Here is a 23,553-nt window from a genome sequence, read left to right on the forward strand (position 1 = left end):
AGGATTGTTGCGCTCGGGCCCCTTCCGCCGCAGTATCGACGGGTGCTCGAACGCCTCTCGTCGTACGACGACCTCATTGACCACGTGGTGCGCAGCACCACGCTGCCCCGCGGCGAAGCCGCCCGGGTGATCCTCGACGTGCTGGCGTACTTCGACGAGACGACCGAGGTCTTCGTCCGCCGCCGCCACCGCGAACTGCAGGCCGGCGGCCTGGTGAACACGGAGATCTTCGAGCGGATCGCGGCCGAACTGCCGCACCGCGCGGTCGCACCGCCGGAGCTCTCGCTCCGTCAGCTGCGCCGGATCGTCTACGGCTGAGGCCGCCTCACGGCCGGGTACCCCTTTACTTGTTCGTCGTCGGAGGACAGAAAGCTCTATGTGCGGAATCGTCGGTTACATCGGAAAGCGTGACGTGGCCCCGCTGCTGCTCGAGGGCCTGCAGCGGCTGGAGTACCGGGGTTACGACTCCGCCGGGATCGTGATCACCGGGAAGCCCGCGGCCGGGAAGCCCGCCGCGCTGAAGTCGGTCAAGGCCAAGGGCCGGGTCCGCGAGCTGGAGTCCCGGGTCCCCAAGCGCTTCGCCGGCACGACCGGCATCGCCCACACCCGCTGGGCCACCCACGGCGCCCCGAGCGACGAGAACGCCCACCCGCACCTGGACGCCGAGGGCAGGGTCGCCGTCGTCCACAACGGGATCATCGACAACGCCTCCGAGCTGCGCGCCCGGCTGACCGCCGAGGGCGTCGTCTTCCTCTCCGAGACCGACACCGAGGTGCTGGTCCACCTGATCGCCCGCTCGGACGCCGCGACGCTGGAGGAGAAGGTCCGCGAGGCCCTGCGCTCCGTCGAGGGCACCTACGGCATCGCCGTCCTGCATGCCGACTTCAACGACCGCATCGTGGTCGCCCGCAACGGCTCCCCGGTCGTCCTCGGCATCGGCGAGAAGGAGATGTTCGTCGCCTCGGACGTCGCCGCCCTGGTCGCCCACACCCGCCAGGTCGTCACCCTGGACGACGGCGAGATGGCCACCCTGAAGGCCGACGACTTCCGTACGTACACCACGGAGGGCTCCACCACGACGGCCACGCCGACCACCGTGGAGTGGGAGGCCGAGTCGTACGACATGGGCGGCCACGACACGTACATGCACAAGGAGATCTCGGAGCAGGCGGACGCCGTCGACCGGGTGCTGCGCGGCCGGATCGACGACCGGTTCTCCACGGTGCACCTGGGCGGCCTCAATCTGGACGCCCGCGAGGCGCGCGGGGTCCGCCGGATCAAGATCCTGGGCTGCGGCACCTCGTACCACGCGGGCCAGATCGGCGCCCAGCTGATCGAGGAGCTGGCCCGCATCCCCGCGGATGCCGAGCCCGCCTCCGAGTTCCGCTACCGCAACCCGGTCGTGGACCCCGACACGCTGTACGTCGCGGTCTCGCAGTCGGGTGAGACGTACGACGTGCTGGCCGCCGTCCAGGAGCTGAAGCGCAAGGGCGCCCGGGTCCTCGGTGTGGTCAACGTGGTCGGCTCGGCGATCGCCCGCGAGGCGGACGGCGGCACCTATGTGCACGCGGGGCCCGAGGTGTGCGTGGTCTCCACCAAGTGCTTCACCAACACCGTGGTCGCCTTCGCGCTGCTCGCCCTGCACCTGGGCCGCATCCGGGACCTGTCGGTCGCCGACGGCAAGCGGATCATCGAGGGCCTGCGCAAGCTGCCCGCCCAGATCAGCGAGATCCTGGCGGGCGAGGACGAGATCAAGCGGCTGGCCGCCGAGTACGCGGACGCGAAGTCGATGATGTTCATCGGCCGGGTGCGCGGGTACCCCGTGGCCCGTGAGGCGTCGCTGAAGCTCAAGGAGGTCTCGTACATCCACGCCGAGGCCTACCCCGCCTCCGAGCTGAAGCACGGCCCGCTCGCCCTGATCGAGCCCGCGATGCCGACCGTGGCGATCGTCCCGGACGACGACCTGCTGGAGAAGAACCGCGCCGCGATGGAGGAGATCAAGGCCCGCAGCGGCCGCATCCTCGCCGTGGCCCACCAGGTCCAGGAGAAGGCCGACCACACCATCGTCGTACCGAAGAACGAGAACGAGCTGGACCCGATCCTCATGGGCATCCCGCTCCAGCTCTTCGCCTACCACACGGCGCTGGCCATGGGCCGGGACATCGACAAGCCCCGCAATCTGGCCAAGTCGGTCACCGTCGAATAGTCACGTTACGCGGATGAGGTCCTGCGGTCGGTGACCGCGGGACCTCATCCGCATACGGGCCCGAATCAGCCCCGGAGCGGCCGGGAAGGGCCCATGAGGCTTTTTCCACAGGCGAGTTGACGCCACGGGCCCCCGAGCGGCTTCCGGGCTACGGGATGACCACCACCGGCCGCTGGGCGCGGCGGGCCAGACGGCCGGCCACCGAGCCGAAGATCTTGCCCACCAGGCCGTGCGTGGACCCCACCACGATGGCGTCCGCCGAGTACTCCCGGCCGACCTCCTCCAGCTCGTGGCAGATGTCCCCGCCGCGCTCCACGAGCACCCAGGGCACCTCGGCGAGGTAGTCCGCGCAGGCGAGCTCCAGGCCCAGGACCTCGGTGCGGTGGTCCGGCACGTCCACGAAGACGGGGGGCTCGCAGCCCGCCCAGACCGTGGTCGGAAGCCGGTTGGCGACATGGACGATGATCAGACCGGAGCCTGTCCTGCGGGACATGCCGATCGCATAGGCGAGGGCCCGCTCGCTGGAGGTCGAGCCGTCGAAGCCGACGACGACCCCGTGCCTGAAGGCGGGATCGCACGGACGGCGCGCTTGTTCGGCCGCCAGCGGGTCCGACAGGGGGTCGGCTACCTGCTTGCGGTCCGCGGGTTCGGGGATTTCGTGACCGGCCATCGGTGTCTCGGCGAAGAGAGTCCTCGTGAGGAGAGCGACGTGGGAAGGTGCGTCAGCGGGCTGTGTCGTGGTGTCCGGGAATCATCTTCCCAACCCCTTACCCCCAAGGGTACGGCCCCACTCCTCCATTGCCCGCCCCGCGCACGGCGCATGCGGCGTTTTCCGGAGCATGCCCGAGACGGGGCCCCCATGGCAATGCCGGTTGGCCTCTACACAGACGTACGGGCCGCCGCCCCGGCCCCTTGCGGCGCCCGGCCGGGCCGCCCGGGACGGGCCCGGGCGGACGGTCCGGGGGCGTCGCCCGGCAGGAGCGGAACCCACTCTTCCGGGGGAGTCGGCCGGCTCGCCCGGTCCGTCCGGAACCCACCGCACGGTCTGCTCCGGGGACGGCCGGTAGAGCGGTATTCGGATGCCCGCCCGGACCGGCCGCCGACCGGGGCCGCCGAACCCGCCGCGGGGGCCGCGGCCCCGGCGAGGGGGCGTGCGGAGGTGGATGGGCGCCCCGGGTTGTGCGCCGGTAGAACGACTGATTTCCGCACACGCGACCGTACGTTTTCAGCCAACTTCGAGGACCGGTCCGTTCCTTGTCGAAATGGCCGATCAACCCCCTTGCCACCAGGCAGGAAGAGACCGACCGGTACGCTTCCGCCCAATGGGGACGGGCCATGAACGCCGGACGCACTTCCCTGCACGGGCCGCGAGTGAAACGCTTCGTGATCGAACGCTTCCCGCCAGGTTGCCTTGTCGACAATGAGCCGGTTGGTGAACTTGTCACGACGGCACCACGGGACGCAGTAGATTCGATCTTGGGCGTCTCAGGCCAGGGACTCGTGCACGACCGAGGGGACATGTGCAGGTGCGACAGGCCCGTCAGGACCAGGAAGACGCGAACACCGAGGGGGGCTTAGCGTCATGAGCCAGGACTCCGCCACCGCAACGGAGACTGTTAGGAAGCTGGGCGGAAGACGACGCCGGGAAGTCGTCGCCGTCCTGCTCTTCAGCGGTGGCCCCATCTTCGAGAGCTCCATCCCGCTGTCGGTGTTCGGAATCGACCGCCAGGACGCGGGAGTTCCGCGCTACCGGTTGCTCGTGTGCAGCGGTGAAGAGGGACCGCTGCGCACCACCGGAGGACTCGAACTGACCGCGCCCTACGGGCTGGAGGCGATCAGCAGGGCCGGCACCGTCGTGGTGCCCGCCTGGCGCTCGATCACCTCGCCGCCGCCCATGGAGGCGCTGGACGCGCTGCGCCGCGCCCACGAGGAGGGCGCCCGCATCGTCGGCCTGTGCACGGGGGCCTTCGTGCTCGCCGCCGCCGGGCTGCTGGACGGCCGCCCGGCCACCACCCACTGGATGTACGCACCGACGCTGGCCAAGCGCTATCCGTCGGTGCACGTCGACCCACGCGAACTGTTCGTGGACGACGGGGACGTGCTGACCTCCGCCGGGACGGCGGCCGGCATCGACCTGTGTCTGCACATAGTCCGCTCGGACCACGGCACCGAGGCCGCCGGGGCACTCGCCCGACGGCTCGTCGTGCCGCCCCGGCGCAGTGGCGGTCAGGAGCGCTACCTCGACAGGTCTTTACCCGAAGAGATCGGCTCCGACCCGCTCGCCGAGGTCGTCGCCTGGGCGCTGGAGCATCTGCACGAGCAGTTCGACGTGGAGACGCTGGCCGCGCGTGCCTACATGAGCCGGCGGACCTTCGACCGGAGGTTCCGCTCGCTGACGGGCAGCGCACCGCTCCAGTGGCTGATCACCCAGCGGGTGCTGCAGGCGCAGCGCCTCCTGGAGACGTCGGACTACTCGGTGGACGAGGTCGCGGGCCGCTGCGGCTTCCGCTCGCCGGTCGCGCTGCGCGGGCACTTCCGCCGCCAGCTCGGCTCCTCCCCCGCCGCGTACCGGGCCGCCTACCGGGCCCGTCGTCCGCAGGGCGGGATGCCGGAGCCGGTCATGGTGACGGAGGCGGCGGTGCCCAGCCAGGGCAACGCCCAGAGCCGCCGTACCGCCGTCCCCGGTCCGTCCGGCGCCGCACCCGCGGTGCTGGACGCGAAGGCGGGCACCGATGTGTTCGCCGCGGGGCGCCCGGCCCTGCCCGGGCAGCGGAGCGCCCCGTAGGGTGGAGCCCATGAACGACCGCATGGTGTGGATCGACTGCGAGATGACCGGGCTCTCGTTGGCGGAGGACGCACTCATCGAGGTGGCCGCCCTGGTCACCGACTCGGAGCTGAACGTGCTCGGCGAAGGGGTGGACATCGTGATCCGCCCGCCGGACGCGGCGCTGGAGACCATGCCCGAGGTGGTGCGGCAGATGCACACCGCCTCGGGCCTCCTCGACGAGCTGGCCGGCGGCACCACGCTGGCCGACGCCGAGGAGCAGGTCCTCGCCTATGTCCGCGAGCACGTGAAGGAGCCGGGCAAGGCGCCCCTGTGCGGGAACTCGGTCGGCACCGACCGCGGTTTCCTCTCCCGGGACATGCCGCTGCTGGAGGGCTACCTCCACTACCGGATCGTGGACGTCTCCTCCATCAAGGAGCTGTCCCGCCGCTGGTATCCGAGGGCGTACTTCAACAGCCCGGAGAAGAACGGCAACCACCGGGCGCTCGCCGACATCCGCGACTCGATCACCGAGCTGCGGTATTACCGCGAGGCGGTCTTCGTCCCGCAGCCCGGCCCGGACTCCGAGCAGGCGAGGGCGGCGGCCGCGCGGGTCTCGCAGCCCCGCGCCTGAAGGCGCTGGTCACGGCCCTTCCGGGGGCCGCGACCCCCCGCCGGGAAATGAGTGCGCGAGCACCCTCCCGGACCCTGTACACTTTTTCTCGGCCGGTCGGAAACGCCCGGGCGTGGTGGGTATAGCTCAGATGGTAGAGCACCTGGTTGTGGTCCAGGATGTCGCGGGTTCGAGTCCCGTTACTCACCCTGAAGGATCAGCCCCCGACCTGTCTCACAGGTCGGGGGCTGATGCGTTTCCCGGCGCTACGCGAGGCCGTCGGCGGCGCCCAGGGGCCGCCAGGCCGGTCCGTCGCCGTCCGGTACGACCCGGCCGAAGGCCGCGTCCGCGAAGTGGATGCCGAAGGCGAGCGTGCCCGGCTCCGCGAGTTCGGCGACGAGGCGGCGGCGGTGTGCGGCGGACCCGGCCGGGTCGTGGTCGTAGACGCAGGACCAGTCGGGCCGGTCCACCTGGACCGGTGAGTGCAGCGAGTCCCCGAAGGCGATCAGCCGCTTCCCGCCGCCGGTGATGACGAACTCCGTGTGGCCCGCGGTGTGTCCGGCGGTGACCCGGACCCGGACGCCGGGGAAGATCTCCTGGCCGTCGGCGACCGTACGGACGTGGGGCGCGAGGGCGTCCGGGCCGTCACCGGGCTCGCGGGCGACCCACTCCGCTTCCGCCACCAGGTACGCGGCGCGGGCGAAGAGCCGTTCGTGGGTGGCCCAGCCCGTGTGGTCCGGGTGGAGGTGGCTGAAGGCGACGGCCTCGATACTGTCCGGGGTCCGGCCGAGCGCGGCCAGGCCGGCCGGGAGGTCGCCGCCGCGCATGGCGCCGTTGGGGGTGGCCGGGTCCGCCGGGAGCGTGTGCGGGCCGAAGCCCGCGTCGATCAGGAGGGCGCGGCCGCCGTGCTCCACCAGGAGACCGCCGACGCTCGCGACCAGGTGTCCGGAGGCGTCCAGATACTCCGGGTGGGCCGCCCAGAAGGCGTCGGTGCTGTCCGGCAGCCAGGCGGTCGGGCGGCCCTGGATCACCCCGTCCCGCACGAAGGACACCGTGGTGTCGCCCAGACGCAGGGTGCTCGGTTCCGTCATGGCGTCGCTCCTCGTTCGTCGCTGTGTGGCGGGGCCACCATAAGCATCGAACTAGAAACATTCAAGTTGTAATTATTCTTGCTTGATGGACTTGCTAGAGTGGGTCCATGACGACACCCCCCGAGGCACAGGCCGCCGCCGAGCGGGAGCTGTGCGGACTGGTGAACGGGCTGGCCGCCCGGATCGCCGATCACGTGCGCACATGCGCCGTCCCCCTCGGTCTCACCGCCGCCCAGGCGACGGCGCTGCGGGAGATGACCGGGCCCATGACCATGCGCGAGCTGGCCGAGCGCATGAGCTGCGAGCCGTCCAACGCCACCTTCGTCGTCGACAAGCTGGAGAAGCGGGGGCTGGTCGATCGCCGCCCCCACCCCACCGACCGACGCGCCCGGCACCTCGTACTGACGCCCGAGGGCACCGGCGTACGCGCACGGCTCCTGGAACTCCTCACCGAGGGCTCACCGCTGGCCGGGCTCGGCCCGGGAGGGCAGCGCGCCCTTCAGGAACTGCTGGAGAAGACGGTCGCCCGGCCGACGTGACCGACGAACTCCGTCCACGCGTCCGGAGCGAAGGCGAGCGCGGGGAGGGACGGGGCCTTGGAGTCACGCAGGCGGACCGCCGCCGCGGGGCCGGGGGGCAGCGCCACCTCGACGCAGTCGGGGCCCGCCGAGTCGCAGTAGGTGGACCTGGTCCAGTGCAAGCTCATGGTGTGCTCCTCCGCTCGCCGTCCGGCGCCCCCGTCACGTGGCACCGTAGCCATCGGGCCGGGGAACCGGAAGCGCCGAGACCCCGAGGTCCCGGCGCATCGTCTGCCGCACCTCGTACAGGCCCTCCGAGGCCCGTTCCAGCCGTTCCCCTACGTCCTCCAGGGACTCGTCGGCCGCCTCTCCCCGCTCGTGCCGGCCCAGCAGGGCGTGGATGCGGTGCAGTTGGTGCACGACGCCGCCCGCGACGGTCAGCACCTCGTCGCTGATCACCATCTGCGCCTCGGCGTACACATCGCGCAGGACGCGGCGGGGCTCCTCCCGCTCCCGGCCCCGTTCGGGGTGCGCCTCCCCGGCGGCGAGGGCGAAGTAGTCCTTCGACAGGACGGAGTGGAACTGCCGCAGGCGCTGGTTGAACACCGCGTAGGAGGCGCGCCGCACGGCAAGGTTCTCGCGGCGTTCGTCCGCCAGCAGCTCCTCCCGGCGCAGCCGCTCCGCGCGGTCGAGCTCCACCGTCTTGGCCCTCAGGGCGCCCCGGTGCGCCATCACGCCGGACACCAGGGTGCCCGCCACGCCCACCACGGCGACGATCAGAGCGGTCAGAGAAGGGTCCACGCCTCCGAAGCTACTCGAAGTGCGCGCCAGGGGGCCCGAGTTGCGGCAACCCCGGGCTCACGAGGAGTCGCGGACCACCAGCTCGGTCGGCAGCACGATCTGCGCCCGGTCCGCGTTCTCGCCCGCGATCATGTCGAGCAGGACCCGGGTCATGGTGCGGCCCATCTCCTCGATCGGCTGGCGCACGCTGGTGAGGGCCGGGTCCATGTGGCGGGCCACGGCCGAGTCGTCGAAGCCGATGAGGGCGACGTCGTCCGGGATGCGGCGGCCGGCCTCGCGCAGGACCTGGCGGGCACCGGCGGCCATCACATCGGAGGCGGCGAAGACCGCGTCCACGTCGGGGCGGCGGGCGAGCAGGTCGCGCATGGCACGGGCGCCGCCCTCCTCGGAGAAGTCGGCGGGGGCGATCAGCCGCTCGTCGGGCTCCAGTCCCGCGTCGCGGACGGCCTGGCGGTATCCGTCCAGGCGGCTCTGGGAGGCGTATACGTCGAGCCGGCCGGTGATCGTGGCGATGGAGCGGCGGCCGCGCGAGGCGAGGTGTTCCACGGCGCTGCGGGCGCCCTCGAAGTTGTCGGAGTCGACGGAGGAGAGGGACTCGGCGGCGGATCTGCGCCCGTTCATCACGGCGGGCATGCCGAGCTGTTCGAGCAGGTCGGGCAGCGGGTCGTCGGCGTGCACGGAGACCAGCAGCACGCCGTCCACGCGGTGCGCGGTGAGGTACTGCGCGAGCCGGCGGCGCTCGCGGTCGCTGCCGACGAGGGTGAGCAGCAGCTGCATCTCCGTATCGGCGAGGGCGGCACCGACCCCGCGCACGATGTCGGAGAAGTACGGCTCCGCGAAGAAGCGGCTCTCCGATTCGGGCACCACGAGCGCGATGGCGTCCGTGCGGTTGCCGGCCAGCGCGCGGGCCGCGCGGTTGGGCACGTAACCCAGCTCGGCGACGGCGGCCTCGACCGCCTCCCTGGTGTGGGCGCTGACCCGGGGCGATCCGTTGATGACGCGCGAGGCCGTGCCCCGCCCGACCCCCGCCCGCGCCGCGACCTCTTCGAGCGTGGGCCGGCCCCCGCTCCGTACTCGCGCTGCCGTCATGGCTGCCTCCCGTTCGCGGTCAATTTCTCACAGTCGGATAACCAAACCAAGTCCTGGCGTTGGTTCCCTTGACACTCTGCGGGACCGGTCGGCCGCTCCCCCGCCCCCTGCGTGGGAGCGCTCCCACTCTACGCGCGTGGTCAAGCGGAACGCACAGGCCGGGGGGGCGAATGGGCCGAGACCCGGCAAGGGGTGCCGGGTCTCGGGGGAAAGGCAGCGGTACGGAACAGGGCGTACCGGAGCGGATCAGGCGCGGTCCTCCTGCGGCGGGAGGGCGTGGCGTCGGATCACGTCGGCGTACCAGTGGGCGCTCGCCTTCGGGATGCGGCGCTGGGACGCGTAGTCCACGTACACCGCGCCGAACCGCTTCGAATAGCCGTACGCCCACTCGAAGTTGTCCATCAGCGACCAGAGGAAGTAGCCGCGCACGTCCGCGCCGTCGGCCACCGCGCGCTGCACGGCGTCGAGGTGTCCGTGCAGGTAGGCGATGCGCTCGGGGTCCTGGACCCGTCCCTCGGGCGAGACGTAGTCGTCGAAGGCGGCGCCGTTCTCGGTGACCATGAGCGGGATGCCGGGGTGCTCGCGGGTGACGTCCATGAGCAGGTTGTAGAGCCCGTTGGGATCGATCGACCAGTTCATGGCGGTGGTCGGCTTGCCGTCGGCGAGGTGGAAGGCGACGTGCTCGGAGCCGGGCCAGGGCGAGTAGTCGCTCGCGCCGTGGCCGTCGTTGCGGGTGTCGCCGGCGCCCTCGGCGGGCGTCGAGACCAGGGTCGGCGTGTAGTAGTTGATGCCGAGGACGTCGACCGGGCGCGCGATGGCCTCCAGGTCGCCGTCCCGGACCAGCTTCGACCAGTCCACCACGTTCGCGGTGTCCGCGAGCAGGTCCTCCGGGTAGGCGCCGTGCAGCATCGGGCCGGTGAAGACCCGGTTGCCGACCGCGTCGATACGGCGGGCGGCGTCCGCGTCCTCGGGGCTCGGCGTCAGCGGGCGCACCTGGTGGAGGTTGAGGGTGACCGAGGTCTGCGCGGCAGCGGGGAGTTGCCCGCGCAGAACCTCGATCGCCCGGCCATGGGCGAGGTTGAGGTGGTGGGCGGCCCGCAGGGCGGAGGCCGCCTCGGTGCGGCCGGGGGCGTGCACCCCGGAGCCGTAGCCGAGGAAGGCCGAGCACCACGGCTCGTTGAAGGTGGTCCACATACCGACGCGGTCGCCGAGCGCGCCGGCCATGATCGCGGTGTAGTCCGCGAACCGCTCGGCGGTGGCGCGCTCCGGCCAGCCGCCCGCGTCCTCCAGCTCCTGGGGCAGGTCCCAGTGGTAGAGGGTGGCGACGGGCTTGATGCCGGCTTCGAGGAGTTCGTCGACCAGCTTGCGGTAGAAGTCGAGCCCGCGCTGGACGGCGGGGCCGCGGCCGGTGGGCTGGACCCGGGACCAGGAGATGGAGAAGCGGTACGCCTTCAGCCCCAGCTGCTTCATCAGGGCCACGTCGTCGCGGTAGCGGTGGTAGTGGTCGGCGGCGATGTCGCCGGTGTCGCCGTTGCGGACCTTGCCGGGGGTGCGGCTGAAGGTGTCCCAGATGGAGGGCGTGCGCCCGTCCTCGGCGGCGGCACCCTCGACCTGGTAGGCGGCGGTGGCCGCTCCCCAGACGAAGCCCGTCGGGAACGTGGTGGTGACCTCGGGCGCCGGCTTCGGGGCGATGTCAGGTCGTACGGCAGTCATGCGGGAGCGCTCCCAGGGGTGTGAAGGACAGGGGCGTTGACGGGGTGGGGCTACGGAGCCCGCACGGTCCACGGGGCGGGCGGGACCGTACGGCTCCGTGACACAGCAGCGGCGAGCGGGTGGTCAGCCCTTGACGGCGCCGGACATGATGCCGCCGACGATCTGCTTGCCGAAGATCACGAACACGACGAGCAGCGGCAGGGTGCTGATCAGCGCGCCGGCCATCACGATGCTCGTGTCGGGGGTGTACGAGGCACTGAGCTGGCCGAGGGCCACCTGAAGGGTGGGGTTCTGCTGGTTCAGGGCGAGGTAGGGCCAGAAGAAGTCGTTCCACGCCTGGACGAAGGTGAGCATGCCGAGCACCATCATCGCGGGGCGGGCCACCGGCAGCACCACGCTCAGCACGATGCGGAAGTTGTTCGCGCCGTCGATCTTCGCGGCCTCGATCAGCTCGTACGGCAGTGCCTCCATGAGGTACTGGCGCATGAAGAACACACCGAAGGCGCTGACCAGGGTCGGGAAGATCACCGCTTCCAGGTCCCCGCCCCAGCCGATGTCGGACATCATCATGAACAGCGGGACGACGCTGAGCTGCGGCGGGATCGTCAGGGTCAGAATGACGCCGGTCATCAGGATGTTCCGGCCGCGGAAGCGCATCTTGGCGAAGGCGTAGCCGGCCAGGGTGCAGAAGAAGAGCGTCGCCACGGTGATGCAGCCGGCCACGATGACGCTGTTGACGATCGCCTTGCCCAGGTGGGCCTGGTTCCACGCGGCGTCGAGGTTGTGGAAGAGGCGGCCGCCCGGCAGGAACGGCGGGGTGGTGGCCAGCACCTCGTCCTGGGTGTGGGACGCGGCCACGAGGGTCCAGTACAGCGGCAGCAGCGAGCCGATGCCGATGACGGCCAGCGCGATGTAGGCGAACGGGCCGCCCTTCAGCTGCTGCCCGGCACCGGGCCTGAAGCGGCTGGGACGCTTCGGTGCGCGGTGGACGGAACGCGCCGGGAGGACGGGCTCCGAGACTTTGGTGGGGCTGGTGATGGTCATTGGATATCGCTCCCGGTCAGACCGCGGATTTGCGTACGAAGCGGCCGATGAGCCAGTTGACCGCGGCGATGATCAGCAGGAGGGCGAGCATCGCCCAGGCCACTGCGGCGGCCGGACCGAGGTGCCCCAGGTTCCAGCCGTAGTTGTAGAGGTAGACGCTGAGGGTCTCGTACTGATTCTCGTTGCCGCCGGTCTGGCCGAGGGTGCCGCCTTCGAGCAGCAGGGGCTCACCGAACAGCTGCATCGATCCGATGGTCGAGATGACGATCGTGAAGAGGATCGTGGGCCGGAGCGACGGGATGGTCACCTTGCGGAACTGCTGCCAGCGCGAGGCGCCGTCGAGCGAGGCCGCCTCGTACAGGTCGGACGGCACGGCCTGCATCGCGGCGAGGTAGATCAGGGCGTTGTAGCCGGTCCAGCGCCAGATCACGATCACCGCGATAGCGATCTTGGACGTCCAGTGGCCGTTGGCCCAGTTGGTGTCGCCGAGCCCGACGAAGTGCAGCACCCAGTTGAGCAGACCTCCGTCGGCCCGGAACACCAGGGCGAAGACTAGGGCGGCGGAGGCCACGGAGGTGGCGTACGGGGTGAGGATGACCGTGCGCCAGAAGGTGCTGGCCCGCAGCTTGTAGTTGAGCAGGTGGGCCAGGCCGAGCGCGACGAGCAGCTGCGGGACGACCGAGATGACGCCGATCAGGAAGGTGTTGGCGACCGCCGTCCAGAACTCGGAGTCGTGCAGGATCTTGTCGAAGTTCTCCCAGCCGACCCACTCCATCTGGTCCATGCCGGTCATCTCGACCCGGTGCAGGGCGATCCAGCCGGTGTAGAGCAGCGGGTAGAGCCCGAAGGCGCCGAAGACGAGGAAGAACGGGGCTATGTAGGCGTACGGCGACGCCTTGTCGTCGAACCGCCAGATCCGGCTGCGCCAGGTCTGCCGGCGGGCGTCCACCGGTTTGCGCTGGGAGCCGCGGGGTGGCGGCGCGTATGCGTCCCGGGTGGGAGTCGAGGTGGCCACGAGCGGGAGTCCTTCCCTGGATTGCTTGAGTTACCCGGGTACGGGGATGGCTGGGCCGTTGCGCCGCACCCCTCAGGAACACGCGGGTGCGGGCGGCCCGGGGAGGGGCCGCCCGCGCCCGGGCGGGTCCGGCAGGTCAGGAGGCCGGACACGCCCTGGCGAACGTCAGCCGATCACCTTGTCGATGGACTTGGTGGCCGCCTCCCACGCGGCGTCCGGCTTGGTGCCGCGCTGCTCCATGTTGTTGATCTGGGTGGAGATGGTGTCCTTGATGGCCGCGTCCTTCGGGCCGAGGATCGTCTCGGGGATCGACTTGGCCTCGTCGGCGTAGATCTGGCCGATCGGGGCGTCGTTGAAGTACGGCAGGGTCGCGGTCTTCACGTCGGGCAGGTCATACGCGCCCTTGTTGGACGGGAAGGAACCGATCGCCTTGAAGACGGCGGCCTGCTGCTCGGGGGCGGTCAGCCACTTGACGAGCTTGGCGGCCTCGTCGACGTTCTTGCCGGACTTCGGGACGCCGAGGAAGGAGCCGCCCCAGTTGGCCGCGGTGGTGCCGGGGGCGGTGGTGATGTCCCACTTGCCCTTGTTGGCGTCACCGGCGTTCACGGAGATCTGGCCGGCCATCCAGGCGGGGCAGACCACGGTGGCCATGGTGCTCTTGCGGAGCGCGGCCTTCCACGGGTCGCTGAACTGGGCCAGGCCCTGGGTCAGCTTCTTGTCCGCGGCCTCGGCCGCCAGGTTCCAGCCCTGCTGGACGCTGGGGCTGTCCTTGTAGATCGCTTTGCCGCTCTCGTCGTAGTACTGCTTCGCGTTGGAGCTGACGACGGCGTTGTACATGGCGCTGGCGGAGTCCATGAAGTACGTGCCCGCGGGGGCCTTCTTCTTGAACTCCTCACCGAGCTTGAGGTAGTCCTCCCAGCCGCCGGCGATCTTGGCGGCGACCTCCTTGCGGTCGGTCGGCAGACCGGCCTTCTTGAACAGCTCGGTGTTGTAGCAGAGCGACATCGGGCCGATGTCGGTACCCGCGCCGATCACCTTGCCGTCGGCCGTGGTGGCCTGCTTCTCCTTCCACGACACGAACTCGTTGACGTCGATGACCTTGCTCAGGTCGGCGAACTGGTCCGCCTTGGTGTCGACGAGCTCCTTGATGCGGCCGACCTCGAGCCCCTGGACGTCGGCGAGGCCGCTGCCCGAGTTCAGCTGCTGGAGCAGCTTCGGGTAGTAGACCTTCTCATCGGCGGTGGTGTCTTCCTTCACCGTGATGTTCGGGTGCAGCTCGTGGTACTTGGCGAAGAGACCGGCTTCCTTGTAGCCGAACTGGCCGAAGTCGGCGACGGTCAGCGTGATCTTCCCGTTCGCGTCGGAGGACTCGTTCGAATCGGAGTCGTCGCTGCTGCAGCCGGTCAGCAGCAGCGCCGAAGCGGTCAGGCCCGTGGTGGCCAGGACCGCGACTCTGCGGCCGCGGCCGGCGACGGTGCGGGTGATACGCATTCCACTACTCCTTGTTCCAGGGTGGGACTGGCTCACTGCGTGGCATACGCGCTGGTGAGTGCGGGTGCCGGATGGGTTCGGGGGGAGTACACGGGCAGTGCCGTTCACCCGGGGAAAACCCCGTGTGATGTGGGAGCGCTCCCATGCGTCGATGTCGGAAGATTGCTGCCTTCGGGGGGTGGGTGTCAAGAGTTGAAGACGCTTCCGTTGCGCGAGCGTGTCCTGCAAGTCACGAGACCGTGTCCGGCCGAAGGCTTGCCAAAGCGGTCCGCCGCGCTGCGGCGCGCGACGCGATTCCGAATTCCCGCAGGTGGACGGTGGGTTGACAGTGGATCTTGACTGGGCCTCCGCGAAAAACCGGCTGTGGTGCCGGTTTTTTGGCACGGCCCGGAAACAGGCCGCCGGAGGTCCGGGGACCCCGCCGGGAAGTGAACGGGCCATGGCGCGGAGGGGGCGTGGATCAGGACCCGCGCGTTCTTTGCCCGAAGCCGGGGTCCGGATGGTGGCGGAGCGGGAGCGCTCCGGCGTCACGCCCCGCGCAGCCGGGACAGCGTCGCTTCCAGTTCCTCCTGGGCCGCCCGGGCCGCCCGCTCCGGGTCGCCCGAGACGATGGCGGTGACCAGGGCGCGGTGGCCGGCGTGGCCGTGGTGGGGGTCCTGGCGGCGCAGCCCCAGGAGGTCCACGAGGTCGATGAGGCCCTGGCGGAGGGCCGGGACGAACTCGGCGAAGAGGTCGGTGAGGACCGGGTTGTGCGCGGCGGCCACGACCGCCCGGTGCACCGCGATGTCCGCGTCCACGAAGTCCGCGTCGTCGACACCCGCGCCCGCCTTGAGCCGGGCCGTGAGCGCCGCGTCGAGGGCGGTCAGGTCCTCGTCGGTGCGGCGGCGGGCCGCGAGGCGGGCGGCCTGCACCTCGATGAGCATGCGCACCTCGTAGACATCGGTGACCGATGCCCGGCGCAGCCGTACCGGCCAGTCCTCCGTGACGTGGTCCGCGACGACGAAGACGCCGGCGCCCTGGCGGGACTGGAGGAGCCCGAGCGTGGCGAGCGTGCGGACCGCCTCGCGGACCGTGGAGCGGCCCACACCCAGTTCGCGGGCGAGGGTCGTCTCGCCCGGGAGCTTCGTGCCGACCGGCCAGTGCCCTTCGGTGATCTGCGTGCGCAGATGACTGGTCGCCTGCTCTACGAGGGGACTGGGGCGGAGGGGGCCGAGCCGGGACACGTCGTTCACCTGTCAGGTTGTCTGAGGGGTTGCGTTCTGGTTACTGTACCGCCCATGACGTACCGCGGTCTCCTCCTTCTCGGCTGCCGCGGCGGGGCCTGAAGCGATCGGCACCCCGCCGCGGGGTGCCGTGCTGGGCCGGTCGCATCCGGCGATGCGAGAAGAGACACCGTTCATGCCCGAGCCCATGTCCGCGGCCACGTCCGACGCCCGGTCCCCGATGCACAGCTTCCCCACCATCTGCACGCCGCGCGGCCCGGTCCCCCAGGCGGCGCCCCGCTGGAACCCGCAGCGCTCCAGCTCCATGCCCTCGCACCGCTACCGCTCCGCGTTCGACCGGGTCGCGGTCCCGGTGACCGGGCGGAGCTGGCCGCAGGCCCGTATCGAACGCGCCCCGCTGTGGGTGCCGGTCGACCTGCGGGACGGCAACCAGGCACTGGCGGAGCCGATGGACACCCCGCGCAAGCGGCGGATGTTCGACCTGCTGGTGGCGATGGGCTTCAAGGAGATCGAGGTCGGCTACCCGTCCGCGAGCCGCACCGACTTCGAGTTCGTACGCCACCTGGCGACGAGCGGCGCGGTCCCCGACGACGTCACCGTGGTCGTCTTCACCCCCGCCCGGGCCGACCTGATCGACCGGACCTTCGAGTCCGTGGCGGGCCTGGACCGCGTCGTCGTCCACCTCTACATCGCGACCGCCCCCGTCTGGCGCGAGGTGGTCCTGGGCCGCGACCGGACCGAGGTGCACGGCGTGGTGCTGGACGCGGCCCGGCGGATGGACCGGCTGGCGCGGGCCAGGCCGGGCGCGGACATCCGGTTCCAGTTCTCGCCCGAGGTCTTCAACCTGACCGAGCCCGACTACATCCTGGAGATCTGCGACAGCCTCACCGAGCTGTGGGACGCCTCGCCGGACCGGCCGGTCGTCCACAATCTGCCGGCCACCGTCGAGATCGCGACGCCCAACGTCTACGCGGACCAGATCGAGTACATGCACCGCCATCTGACCCGGCGGGACTCGGTGATCCTCTCTGTGCACCCGCACAACGACCGGGGCACGGGCGTGGCCTGCGCGGAGCTGGCGGTGCTGGCGGGCGCCCAGCGGGTGGAGGGCTGCCTGTTCGGCAACGGGGAGCGCACCGGCAACGTCGACCTGGTCAACCTGGCGCTCAATCTGCACGCCCAGGGCGTCGACCCGATGATCGACTTCTCGGACATCGACGAGATCCGCCGCACGGTCGAGCACTGCAACCGGCTGCCGGTGCCGCCGCGCCATCCGTACGGCGGGGACCTGGTGTACACCGCGTTCTCCGGCACCCACCAGGACGCCATCAGCAAGGGCTTCGCCCGCCGCGCGGACAGCGCCTCGGAGCTGTGGGAGGTGCCGTACCTGCCGATCGACCCGGCCGATGTGGGGCGTACGTACGAGGCCGTCATCCGGGTCAACTCGCAGTCGGGCAAGGGCGGGATCGCGCATCTGCTGCGCACCGGCCACGGGGTGGACCTGCCCGCCGGGATGCGGGCGGAGTTCTCCCGTACCGTCCAGGAGGCGACCGACGACAGCGGCGCGGAGGCCACCGGGAAGGACCTGTGGAACCTCTTCGAGGCGGCGTATCTGGTCCCCGGGCGGGACGGCGGGGTCGCCCTCACCTCCTGGTCGGCGCAGACCGGCCCGGCCGGTGAGCACCGCTTCGTCTGCACTCTGCGCGTGGACGACCGGGAGGGCGATTACGAGGGGACGGGCACCGGCCCGGTCACGGCGTTCGCGGACGCGCTGGCGGCGGCCGGGGTGGCGGTGGCCGTCCTCGAACTGTCGGAGCAGCACCCGGACGGGGCCGGGACGACGACCGCGTACGCGCGCTGCCGGACCGGCGGCGAGGAGTGCTGGGGCGCGGGCCGGGACGCCTCGGGCGTGGCCGCGTCCGTGGCGGCGGTGCTGTCGGCGGTGAACCGGGCGCGCGGGTAGCGGATCGCGGGAAGGAGTGCGCCCCCGGCCGGGAGGAAGGGGGGGTGCTCGCCCCGGCCGGGGGCAGTGGGGCGCGCACCCCGGCCGGGGGGGGGGGGAAGGGGGGCCGGGCCGGGGTGCGCGGAGGGGGTGTGGTCCTGCGTGGTCCTACTTGTACGCGCCGAACGCCTTGGTGAAGGCGAGCGGCTCCTGGGTGATCGAGCTGCACGAGGCGTCCGCGGTGGGCTTGGCACCGCCCGCGCACTCCTTGTCCCGGGTGCCCGACCACATCGCGAGCCAGGCGAGGCCCTTCTCCTTCGCGAAGGCGACGAGCTGGGTGGCGTCCTCGACCTTGAAGACCTCGGTGCTGACGTCGTTGACGCCGATCATCGGGGTGACGGCGACGGCCTTCCACGCGTCGGCGTCGGAGAGCCCGAGCACGCCCTTGATCTGGGCCTGTGTGGCGGTGGCGGCCTGGACGGCGTAGGTGCCCATGTCGCCGCTGTAGGAGGCGCCGTAGTCCATCGCCATGATGTTGACGGCGCCGACGTCCACGCCGTTCTTCTTCGCGTCCGCGATCAGGTCGACGCCGGGCTGGGTCAGGCCCTCGGGCATCACGGGCAGCGTGAAGGACACGTCCAGGCCGGGGTGCGCCTTCTGGAGCTGCGCGATGGCCTGCGAGCGGCGGGTGTTGGCGGCGGTGTCGGGGAGCGCGCCGCCCTCGATGTCGAAGTCGACCTTGGTCAGCTTGTAGGTGTCGACCACCTTGCCGTACGCGGCGGCGAGGTCGGCCGCCGAGGAGCAGCGCAGGGCCAGTTCGGATCCCGCCGCCCCGCCGAAGGAGACCCGGACGTCGCCGCCGGCCGCGCGCAGGGCGCCGATCTGGGACGCCACGTGGTCGTCGCCGAGGCCGGTGACGCCGCCCCAGAGCGGGGCGCAGCTGCCGCCGGAGGTGATGAAGGCGAGGTTGAACTGCTTGACGCCGGTCCTGCCGGCGGTGTCGACCAGGTCGTACGCGGGGTAGAGCGAGGTGTCCACGTACGGGGCGAAGCGGGCGCCGCTCGCGGTGCCACCGCCGTCGTCGGTCTTCGTGGGGGTGGGGGTCGGCGTCGGGGTCGCCGACTCGGTGGGCTTCTGGGTGGGGGTGGCCGTGGGGGTGGGGGTGGCCGTTTCGGTCGGGCGGCCGCTGGGTTCGGGGGTCGCGCCGGGGTCCACGGAACACTTCGCGCCGTCGATCAGGCAGCCGGTGGGGTCGGCTGCGGTGCCGTCGGACGCGGCGACGAAACCGACGGTGACGGACTGCCCGGCGGCCAGCTGCTTGTTCCAGCTCGCGGGGCGGACGGTGACGTGGTTGCCGCTGACGGTCTGCTCGCCGTTCCACAGCGAGCTGAGCTTCGTGCCCGCCGGGAGGTCGAACTCAAGGGCCCAGTCGGTCCTGGCCGAGCCGGTGTCGTTGGTGACGACGTACTGCCCGGTGTAGCCGCCGGTCCAGCCGCTGGTACGGGTGTACGCGGCGCCGACCGCCGACGCCTGCGCCGTCCCGGTGAGGGCGAACACGGTCCCGCCGATCACCGCGGCCGCGACGACCGAGCCGATCACCTTGGTCCTGGTGCCCATCGTGCGCCGGTGCGTACTGGTGCCCATCGCGTTCCTGCCTCGTCGTACGGGAGTGGGGGATGCGGGAGCACGCTAGCGGCTGCGGAACGGGCAAATGGGGCGAGCCGGGCCGGGGTTGAGGTTCTTAGGACTGCCTTAAGGAGCGCATCGGCCGGGCTAAAGGTTGGCCCGGCCCACGCCCCTGCGACGCCGCTGGCGACCGACCCGGTGGCCCCGTCCGCCGCCCTGCGGGCGCTGTCCGTCGAGCCCGATCCAGACCCGGACCTCCGTGCCGCCCAGCACCGAGCGGCCGATGCGCACATCACCGCCGGTGGACTCGGCGACCCGGCGCACGATGTCGAGCCCGAGCCCGGTCGAGCCCACCGCGTCCCGGGCCCCGCCGCGCGCCAGGGCCGCCTTCGGGTCGGCGATCCCGCCCCCCGCGTCCGAGACCAGCACGATCACCGCGTCGCCGCTGTGGTGCACGTCGACCGCGAAGGCGGTGCCCTCCGGGGTGTGCCGGAAGACGTTGCCGAGCAACGCGTCGAGGGCGGCCGCCAGTTCGGGCCGGGCGACCGGGATGCGTACCGTGCGGTCCACCCCGGCGAGGCGCACCTCGCGGCCCTCGTCCTCGGCCAGCGCGGACCAGAAGGCCATCCGCTCGCGGATCACCTCGGACGCGTCGCAGCCCGCGCCCGGACCGCCCGGCTGGGTCTGCGGGCGCTGCTCGCGGGCGGTCCGGATGATCGTGTCGACCTCGCGCTCCAGCTGTTCGACGGCCGCCCGGGTCTGCTCGGCGGCGGGCCCCTCGCCGAGCGAGGCGGCGTTCAGCCGCAGGACGGTGAGCGGGGTGCGCAACCGGTGCGAGAGGTCGGCGGCCAGTTCGCGTTCGTTGGCGAGGAGCTGGACGACCTGGTCGGCCATGGAGTTGAACGCGACTGCGGCGGACCGCAGTTCGTCGGGGCCCTCCTCGGGGACGCGGGTGCCGAGCCGCCCCTCCCCCAGGTCGTGGGCGGCGCCCGCGAGGCGGCGGGCCGGCTCGACCATGCGGATGCCGAGGCGGTCGGCCACGGCGACCGAGCCGACGACGAGCGCGACGCCGACGCCCGCCAGCATCAGCCAGGCGGTGGTGACCCCGTGGGACACGGCGGCCTCGGGGACGAACACCTCGACGACCGCGATGTCCCTGGGCCCCACGGCGGTCGGCTGGAGCAGCACGGAGCCGCCGGTGACCCCGATGATCGTGGCCCGCCCCGAGACACGCACGGCCTCCAGCTCCTCGCGGGTGGCATGGCCCTTGCCGATGTCGACCGCGATGCCGTCGGGCTCGCCGGAGGCCGGGACGTGGACGGCCATCCGTCCCGCCGCGCCCGGTTCGGTGGTGAGGACGGCCTTCTCCAGCTGGGTCCGGTCCGTGGTGATGGACAGCGTCGGGCCGATCGTCGCGGCCTGCCGTTCGGCGTCGGAGAACGCGCGGTCGCGGGCCATCTCCTTGACGACGAGCCCCAGGGGCACGGCGAAGGCGATGACGACCATGGCGGTGACGGCCAGGCAGACCTTGACCAGCGCCCATCTCATGCCGGCTGCTCCGGTGCCGGGGGCTGGAGCTTCACGCCGACGCCGCGCAGGGTGTGCAGATAGCGCGGCCGGGCCGCGGTCTCGCCCAGCTTGCGGCGCAGCCAGGAGAGGTGGACGTCGATGGTCTGGTCGTCGCCGTAGGACTGCTGCCAGACCTCGGCGAGGAGTTCGCGGCGGGGGACGACGACGCCGGGGCGCCCGGCCAGGAAGGCGAGCAGGTCGAACTCGCGGCGGGTGAGGTCGAGTGCGGTGCCGTCGAGTTCGGCCTGCCGGCGCAGCGGGTCGACGCAGAGCCCGCCGACCTGGATGACGCGCGGGGGCGGGGCCTCGCCGCCGGCGGCCCTGGCCCTGCGCAGCACGGCGGCCATCCGGGCCGACAGGTGCTCCACGGAGAACGGCTTGGTGAGGTAGTCGTCGGCGCCGTCGTTGAGGAGCCGGACGATCTCGCTCTCGTCGTCCCGGGCGGTCGCGATGATGACGGGCACGTCGGTGATGCCGCGCAGCATCTTCAGGGCCTCGGATCCGTCGAGGTCGGGCAGCCCGAGGTCGAGAATGACCACGTCGAAACGGAAGTGGGCGACTTCGCGCAAGGCTTCGAGCGCGGTACCGACGCTCCGTACGGTGTGACCGGCCTCCGTCAGGTGCCGGATGAGGGCGGAACGTACAAACTGGTCGTCCTCGACCACGAGCACACTGGGCATGGGCGGCACCGTACGCCATCCGGTCCGCCCGGGTGCCCCGTCCACCCGGTTCGTGGTGCAGGATGTTGATGATGCAACGAGGTCTGGTACACGCGCTGGCGTGGTCGCTCGCCACCGGCGCGGCGGTCACGGTCTCGTGGTGGGGTGTGCACTCCGTGCTCGCGGGCACGGTGTACGACCCGCCGCGCGCGGTGCCGGTCGCGGCGCCGACCACGGAGAGCCTGACGTCCTCGACGCACCGCCCGGCGCCCTCGGCCTCGCCGTCCCCCAGGCCCCGGGCCACCGCCCCGAAGCCGCCCGCGCCCTCTTCGCGTAAGCCGTCCCCGTCACACACCCCGGCTCCCAACACCCCGCGCCCGGCGTCCGGGACGACCGCCGCGGCCGGGAAGGCGCGGAGTTACGCGACCGACGGCGGCCGGGTCGTCTTCGAGATGGGGGCCGCCTCGGCGGAGCTGGTCTCGGCGACCCCGGAACCGGGCTGGTCGATGCAGGTGTGGTCCAACACGACGTGGATTCGGGTCAACTTCGCCCGGGACGACGGCACGACGGTCTCCGTCTTCTGCACCTGGAACGATCACGCGCCCCAAGTGGACATCGTCAACTCGTAGCCCGTACGGAGAAGAAGTCACCTGAAGGCGTCCGGGGGCGGCGGCGGCGACGGGCGCGCGTCCGCGTCGTGCACCGGGGCCGCGCCGCCGGTGAAGTCCGCGAGGGCGCGGCCGTGTTCGACGCGTCCGGGGTGCGGATCGGTCGCGACCCGCCGGGTCAGCTGGGCGATCTCCGGAGCGGTGTCGGAGGCGAGCAGGACGGCGTTGCCGAAGCGGCGGCCCCGCCACACCGTGGGGTCGGCGGCGAGGGCGAGTTCGGGGAAGACCGCGGCGGCGGTGGCGATCTGGGCGCGCAGGTGGGCCAGCGGCGGTCCGTCCGCGAGGTTGGCGACGTAACTCCCGCCGGGCTTCAGGACCCTGCGCACCTCGGCGAGGAATTCGGTGCTGGTCAGGTGGGCCGGGGTGCGGGCGCCGCTGAAGACGTCCGCGATGACGAGGTCGGCCCAGCCGTCCTGGATCTTCCCGAGCCCCGCGCGGGCGTCGGTGGACCTGACCCGGATCCTGGCCTGCGGGTCCAGCGGCAGTTCGCGGCGGACCAGTTGCACGAGCGCCGCGTCGACCTCGACGACCTGCTGGGTGGACCGGGGGCGGGTGGCGGCGATGTACCGGGCGAGCGTGAACGCCCCGCCACCCAGGTGCACCACGTGCAGCGGCTGCCCGGCGGGCGCGACGAGATCCGCGATGTGGCCGATGCGGCGCTGGTACTCGAAGGAGAGGTACGTCGGATCGTCGAGGTCCACGTGCGACTGCGGGGCCCCGTCGATCGTCAGGGTCCAGGCACGCCGGCGCTCCCGGTCGGGCACGAGCTCGGCGAGACCGCCGTCCACGGGCTCGGAGACATTGCTCTCCGGGGCCGCGCGGCCCGCGCGCCCCTTGCGGTCGCCGGCCGCTCCTCGACGTGCCACTGCTTCTCGCCCCTGCCCACTGCTCATCGTGTCCGGGACGGGCCGATCCGCGCGGCCCGCCGTCCGGCCATTATCGGTGCGGCGGGGGCGGCGCGGCTCAGCGGCAGTTGTCGGCGGCCTCGATCAGCCGGGCCGCCTGGTCGAGCGCGACGCGCAGCACGGCCGGGTCGGTGACCGGGGTGTCCGCGGCGGGCGGCAGCAGCCAGCCGCTGCCGGAGACCGGCGGCTCGGCGGGGATGCGCAGCCCCCGGCCGTCGGTCCGCGTACACGCGCTGCCGGGCACGTCCCAGCCCTGCGCGGTGCCCGGCGGCACCAGGAACCCGAGGGTGTCGCAGGTGCCGTCGTGGATGACCGGGCCCACGACGTCCCGCGCCGCGCCCCGGCGCAGGATGTCCACGGCTTCCAGGCCCTGCCGGGCGGGCACGGTCACCAGATCGCAGGGCTCTTCGGCGGCCGCGGTGCCGCCGTTTGGCAGATCGATGTGCAACAAGGGACCTCTCCTCTCATCGCCGGAGCCGTACTCCGTCTCCACAGGGACCAACGCCCCGACCGCGTCAAGGGCTACGGTGCGACACCGCCGCAAAGGGTGGCAGTTCATGGCGGATCGCGGCCGAGATGCCCGGTTCATCCGGAAACGCTGCGTGTGTGCTCCGTT

At 71.7% G+C, this 23,553-nt stretch carries 22 protein-coding genes and 1 tRNA gene; 8 read left to right on the plus strand and 15 right to left on the minus strand.

Annotated features, from left to right (window positions below; genetic code table 11):
• The first annotated feature begins 42 nt into the window (after positions 1 to 42).
• Both ACFZAT_RS27525 and glmS read left to right on the plus strand, forming a co-directional pair.
• Positions 43 to 318, plus strand: coding sequence for a hypothetical protein (locus ACFZAT_RS27525; RefSeq protein ID WP_018105728.1), 276 nt, complete (start codon positions 43 to 45; stop codon positions 316 to 318).
• Between the two features lie 58 nt (positions 319 to 376).
• On the plus strand, positions 377 to 2,206 hold the full coding sequence (gene glmS, locus ACFZAT_RS27530; protein WP_391268252.1) for a glutamine--fructose-6-phosphate transaminase (isomerizing): 1,830 nt from the start codon (positions 377 to 379) through the stop codon (positions 2,204 to 2,206).
• Between the two features lie 148 nt (positions 2,207 to 2,354).
• Here the strand turns inward: glmS and ACFZAT_RS27535 are convergent, their stop codons facing one another.
• On the minus strand, positions 2,355 to 2,876 hold the full coding sequence (locus tag ACFZAT_RS27535) for a universal stress protein (protein WP_018105726.1): 522 nt from the start codon (positions 2,874 to 2,876) through the stop codon (positions 2,355 to 2,357).
• Between the two features lie 912 nt (positions 2,877 to 3,788).
• On the opposite strand from ACFZAT_RS27535, the gene ACFZAT_RS27540 reads away from it, so the two are divergent.
• From ACFZAT_RS27540 to ACFZAT_RS27550, 3 genes are all read left to right on the plus strand, one after another.
• Positions 3,789 to 4,991, plus strand: coding sequence for a helix-turn-helix domain-containing protein (locus ACFZAT_RS27540; RefSeq protein WP_391268253.1), 1,203 nt, complete (start codon positions 3,789 to 3,791; stop codon positions 4,989 to 4,991).
• 10 nt (positions 4,992 to 5,001) lie between these two features.
• Positions 5,002 to 5,604, plus strand: coding sequence for an oligoribonuclease (gene orn / locus ACFZAT_RS27545; RefSeq protein ID WP_391268254.1), 603 nt, complete (start codon positions 5,002 to 5,004; stop codon positions 5,602 to 5,604).
• A 115-nt stretch (positions 5,605 to 5,719) separates the two neighbouring features.
• A tRNA-His gene (locus ACFZAT_RS27550) sits at positions 5,720 to 5,792 on the plus strand.
• 57 nt (positions 5,793 to 5,849) lie between these two features.
• On the opposite strand, the gene ACFZAT_RS27555 is transcribed toward ACFZAT_RS27550, so the two are convergent.
• Positions 5,850 to 6,674, minus strand: coding sequence for an MBL fold metallo-hydrolase (locus ACFZAT_RS27555; RefSeq protein ID WP_391268255.1), 825 nt, complete (start codon positions 6,672 to 6,674; stop codon positions 5,850 to 5,852).
• A 107-nt stretch (positions 6,675 to 6,781) separates the two neighbouring features.
• Between ACFZAT_RS27555 and ACFZAT_RS27560 the strand changes: the two genes are divergently transcribed.
• Positions 6,782 to 7,213 carry a MarR family transcriptional regulator gene (locus tag ACFZAT_RS27560; protein WP_391268256.1) on the plus strand — a complete coding sequence of 144 codons (432 nt, stop codon included), beginning with the start codon at positions 6,782 to 6,784 and terminating at the stop codon, positions 7,211 to 7,213.
• Here ACFZAT_RS27560 and ACFZAT_RS27565 read toward each other — a convergent pair.
• From ACFZAT_RS27565 to ACFZAT_RS27600, 8 genes are all read right to left on the minus strand, one after another.
• The gene (locus ACFZAT_RS27565) at positions 7,174 to 7,380 is read right to left on the minus strand and encodes a DUF397 domain-containing protein (RefSeq protein ID WP_391268257.1); all 207 of its coding nucleotides are present in this window, start codon (positions 7,378 to 7,380) and stop codon (positions 7,174 to 7,176) included. The two genes, ACFZAT_RS27560 and ACFZAT_RS27565, sit on opposite strands and share 40 nt — an antisense overlap.
• A 34-nt stretch (positions 7,381 to 7,414) precedes the next feature.
• Positions 7,415 to 7,993 carry a hypothetical protein gene (locus ACFZAT_RS27570; protein WP_391268258.1) on the minus strand — a complete coding sequence of 193 codons (579 nt, stop codon included), beginning with the start codon at positions 7,991 to 7,993 and terminating at the stop codon, positions 7,415 to 7,417.
• A 57-nt stretch (positions 7,994 to 8,050) separates the two neighbouring features.
• Positions 8,051 to 9,082 carry a LacI family DNA-binding transcriptional regulator gene (locus tag ACFZAT_RS27575; RefSeq protein ID WP_026171869.1) on the minus strand — a complete coding sequence of 344 codons (1,032 nt, stop codon included), beginning with the start codon at positions 9,080 to 9,082 and terminating at the stop codon, positions 8,051 to 8,053.
• Between the two features lie 246 nt (positions 9,083 to 9,328).
• Positions 9,329 to 10,795: a GH1 family beta-glucosidase gene (locus ACFZAT_RS27580; RefSeq protein ID WP_391268259.1), complete on the minus strand. Its 1,467-nt coding sequence runs from the start codon at positions 10,793 to 10,795 to the stop codon at positions 9,329 to 9,331.
• A gap of 123 nt (positions 10,796 to 10,918) precedes the next feature.
• Positions 10,919 to 11,839 carry an ABC transporter permease subunit gene (locus ACFZAT_RS27585; protein WP_391268260.1) on the minus strand — a complete coding sequence of 307 codons (921 nt, stop codon included), beginning with the start codon at positions 11,837 to 11,839 and terminating at the stop codon, positions 10,919 to 10,921.
• A gap of 16 nt (positions 11,840 to 11,855) precedes the next feature.
• Positions 11,856 to 12,854 carry an ABC transporter permease subunit gene (locus ACFZAT_RS27590; protein WP_391268261.1) on the minus strand — a complete coding sequence of 333 codons (999 nt, stop codon included), beginning with the start codon at positions 12,852 to 12,854 and terminating at the stop codon, positions 11,856 to 11,858.
• Between the two features lie 165 nt (positions 12,855 to 13,019).
• Positions 13,020 to 14,345 carry an extracellular solute-binding protein gene (locus tag ACFZAT_RS27595; protein ID WP_391268262.1) on the minus strand — a complete coding sequence of 442 codons (1,326 nt, stop codon included), beginning with the start codon at positions 14,343 to 14,345 and terminating at the stop codon, positions 13,020 to 13,022.
• A gap of 527 nt (positions 14,346 to 14,872) precedes the next feature.
• Positions 14,873 to 15,577 carry an FCD domain-containing protein gene (locus ACFZAT_RS27600; protein WP_391268263.1) on the minus strand — a complete coding sequence of 235 codons (705 nt, stop codon included), beginning with the start codon at positions 15,575 to 15,577 and terminating at the stop codon, positions 14,873 to 14,875.
• Positions 15,578 to 15,743: 166 nt separating this feature from the next.
• Here ACFZAT_RS27600 and ACFZAT_RS27605 point away from each other — a divergent pair, with 166 nt between their 5' ends.
• On the plus strand, positions 15,744 to 17,531 hold the full coding sequence (locus ACFZAT_RS27605; RefSeq protein WP_391268264.1) for a 2-isopropylmalate synthase: 1,788 nt from the start codon (positions 15,744 to 15,746) through the stop codon (positions 17,529 to 17,531).
• 147 nt (positions 17,532 to 17,678) lie between these two features.
• Here the strand turns inward: ACFZAT_RS27605 and ACFZAT_RS27610 are convergent, their stop codons facing one another.
• The 3 genes from ACFZAT_RS27610 to ACFZAT_RS27620 all read right to left on the minus strand — a co-directional run bounded on the left by ACFZAT_RS27610 (position 17,679) and on the right by ACFZAT_RS27620 (position 21,385).
• Positions 17,679 to 19,154, minus strand: a complete 1,476-nt coding sequence (locus tag ACFZAT_RS27610) for a cellulose binding domain-containing protein (RefSeq protein ID WP_391268265.1) — start codon at positions 19,152 to 19,154, stop codon at positions 17,679 to 17,681.
• Positions 19,155 to 19,283: 129 nt separating this feature from the next.
• Positions 19,284 to 20,684, minus strand: a complete 1,401-nt coding sequence (locus ACFZAT_RS27615; protein WP_391268266.1) for an ATP-binding protein — start codon at positions 20,682 to 20,684, stop codon at positions 19,284 to 19,286.
• Positions 20,681 to 21,385: a response regulator transcription factor gene (locus tag ACFZAT_RS27620; protein WP_073965070.1), complete on the minus strand. Its 705-nt coding sequence runs from the start codon at positions 21,383 to 21,385 to the stop codon at positions 20,681 to 20,683. Before ACFZAT_RS27620 ends, ACFZAT_RS27615 begins: the two co-directional genes overlap by 4 nt.
• Positions 21,386 to 21,453: 68 nt before the next feature.
• On the opposite strand from ACFZAT_RS27620, the gene ACFZAT_RS27625 reads away from it, so the two are divergent.
• A complete protein-coding gene (locus ACFZAT_RS27625; protein WP_391268267.1) occupies positions 21,454 to 21,993 on the plus strand; it encodes a hypothetical protein in 540 nt (179 codons plus the stop codon).
• Between the two features lie 17 nt (positions 21,994 to 22,010).
• On the opposite strand, the gene ACFZAT_RS27630 is transcribed toward ACFZAT_RS27625, so the two are convergent.
• Positions 22,011 to 22,898, minus strand: coding sequence for a fused MFS/spermidine synthase (locus ACFZAT_RS27630; RefSeq protein ID WP_391268268.1), 888 nt, complete (start codon positions 22,896 to 22,898; stop codon positions 22,011 to 22,013).
• A gap of 97 nt (positions 22,899 to 22,995) precedes the next feature.
• Positions 22,996 to 23,385 carry a hypothetical protein gene (locus tag ACFZAT_RS27635; RefSeq protein WP_391268399.1) on the minus strand — a complete coding sequence of 130 codons (390 nt, stop codon included), beginning with the start codon at positions 23,383 to 23,385 and terminating at the stop codon, positions 22,996 to 22,998.
• Positions 23,386 to 23,553 lie beyond the last annotated feature (168 nt).

Origin of the sequence: Streptomyces sp. NPDC008163, from assembly GCF_042956885.1 — a bacterium.
GTDB lineage: Bacteria > Actinomycetota > Actinomycetes > Streptomycetales > Streptomycetaceae > Streptomyces > Streptomyces drozdowiczii_A.

Bases quoted from the DNA above. Each gene is read 5' to 3' on its own strand.
- glmS (WP_391268252.1), top strand. From the start codon at position 377: ATGTGCGGAATCGTCGGTTACATCGGAAAGCGTGACGTGGCCCCGCTG.
- ACFZAT_RS27535 (WP_018105726.1), bottom strand. From the start codon at position 2,876: ATGGCCGGTCACGAAATCCCCGAACCCGCGGACCGCAAGCAGGTAGCC.
- ACFZAT_RS27540 (WP_391268253.1), top strand. From the start codon at position 3,789: ATGAGCCAGGACTCCGCCACCGCAACGGAGACTGTTAGGAAGCTGGGC.
- orn (WP_391268254.1), top strand. From the start codon at position 5,002: ATGAACGACCGCATGGTGTGGATCGACTGCGAGATGACCGGGCTCTCG.
- ACFZAT_RS27555 (WP_391268255.1), bottom strand. From the start codon at position 6,674: ATGACGGAACCGAGCACCCTGCGTCTGGGCGACACCACGGTGTCCTTC.
- ACFZAT_RS27560 (WP_391268256.1), top strand. From the start codon at position 6,782: ATGACGACACCCCCCGAGGCACAGGCCGCCGCCGAGCGGGAGCTGTGC.
- ACFZAT_RS27565 (WP_391268257.1), bottom strand. From the start codon at position 7,380: ATGAGCTTGCACTGGACCAGGTCCACCTACTGCGACTCGGCGGGCCCC.
- ACFZAT_RS27575 (WP_026171869.1), bottom strand. From the start codon at position 9,082: ATGACGGCAGCGCGAGTACGGAGCGGGGGCCGGCCCACGCTCGAAGAG.
- ACFZAT_RS27580 (WP_391268259.1), bottom strand. From the start codon at position 10,795: ATGACTGCCGTACGACCTGACATCGCCCCGAAGCCGGCGCCCGAGGTC.
- ACFZAT_RS27585 (WP_391268260.1), bottom strand. From the start codon at position 11,839: ATGACCATCACCAGCCCCACCAAAGTCTCGGAGCCCGTCCTCCCGGCG.
- ACFZAT_RS27595 (WP_391268262.1), bottom strand. From the start codon at position 14,345: ATGCGTATCACCCGCACCGTCGCCGGCCGCGGCCGCAGAGTCGCGGTC.
- ACFZAT_RS27605 (WP_391268264.1), top strand. From the start codon at position 15,744: ATGCCCGAGCCCATGTCCGCGGCCACGTCCGACGCCCGGTCCCCGATG.
- ACFZAT_RS27610 (WP_391268265.1), bottom strand. From the start codon at position 19,154: ATGGGCACCAGTACGCACCGGCGCACGATGGGCACCAGGACCAAGGTG.
- ACFZAT_RS27615 (WP_391268266.1), bottom strand. From the start codon at position 20,684: ATGAGATGGGCGCTGGTCAAGGTCTGCCTGGCCGTCACCGCCATGGTC.
- ACFZAT_RS27620 (WP_073965070.1), bottom strand. From the start codon at position 21,385: ATGCCCAGTGTGCTCGTGGTCGAGGACGACCAGTTTGTACGTTCCGCC.
- ACFZAT_RS27625 (WP_391268267.1), top strand. From the start codon at position 21,454: ATGATGCAACGAGGTCTGGTACACGCGCTGGCGTGGTCGCTCGCCACC.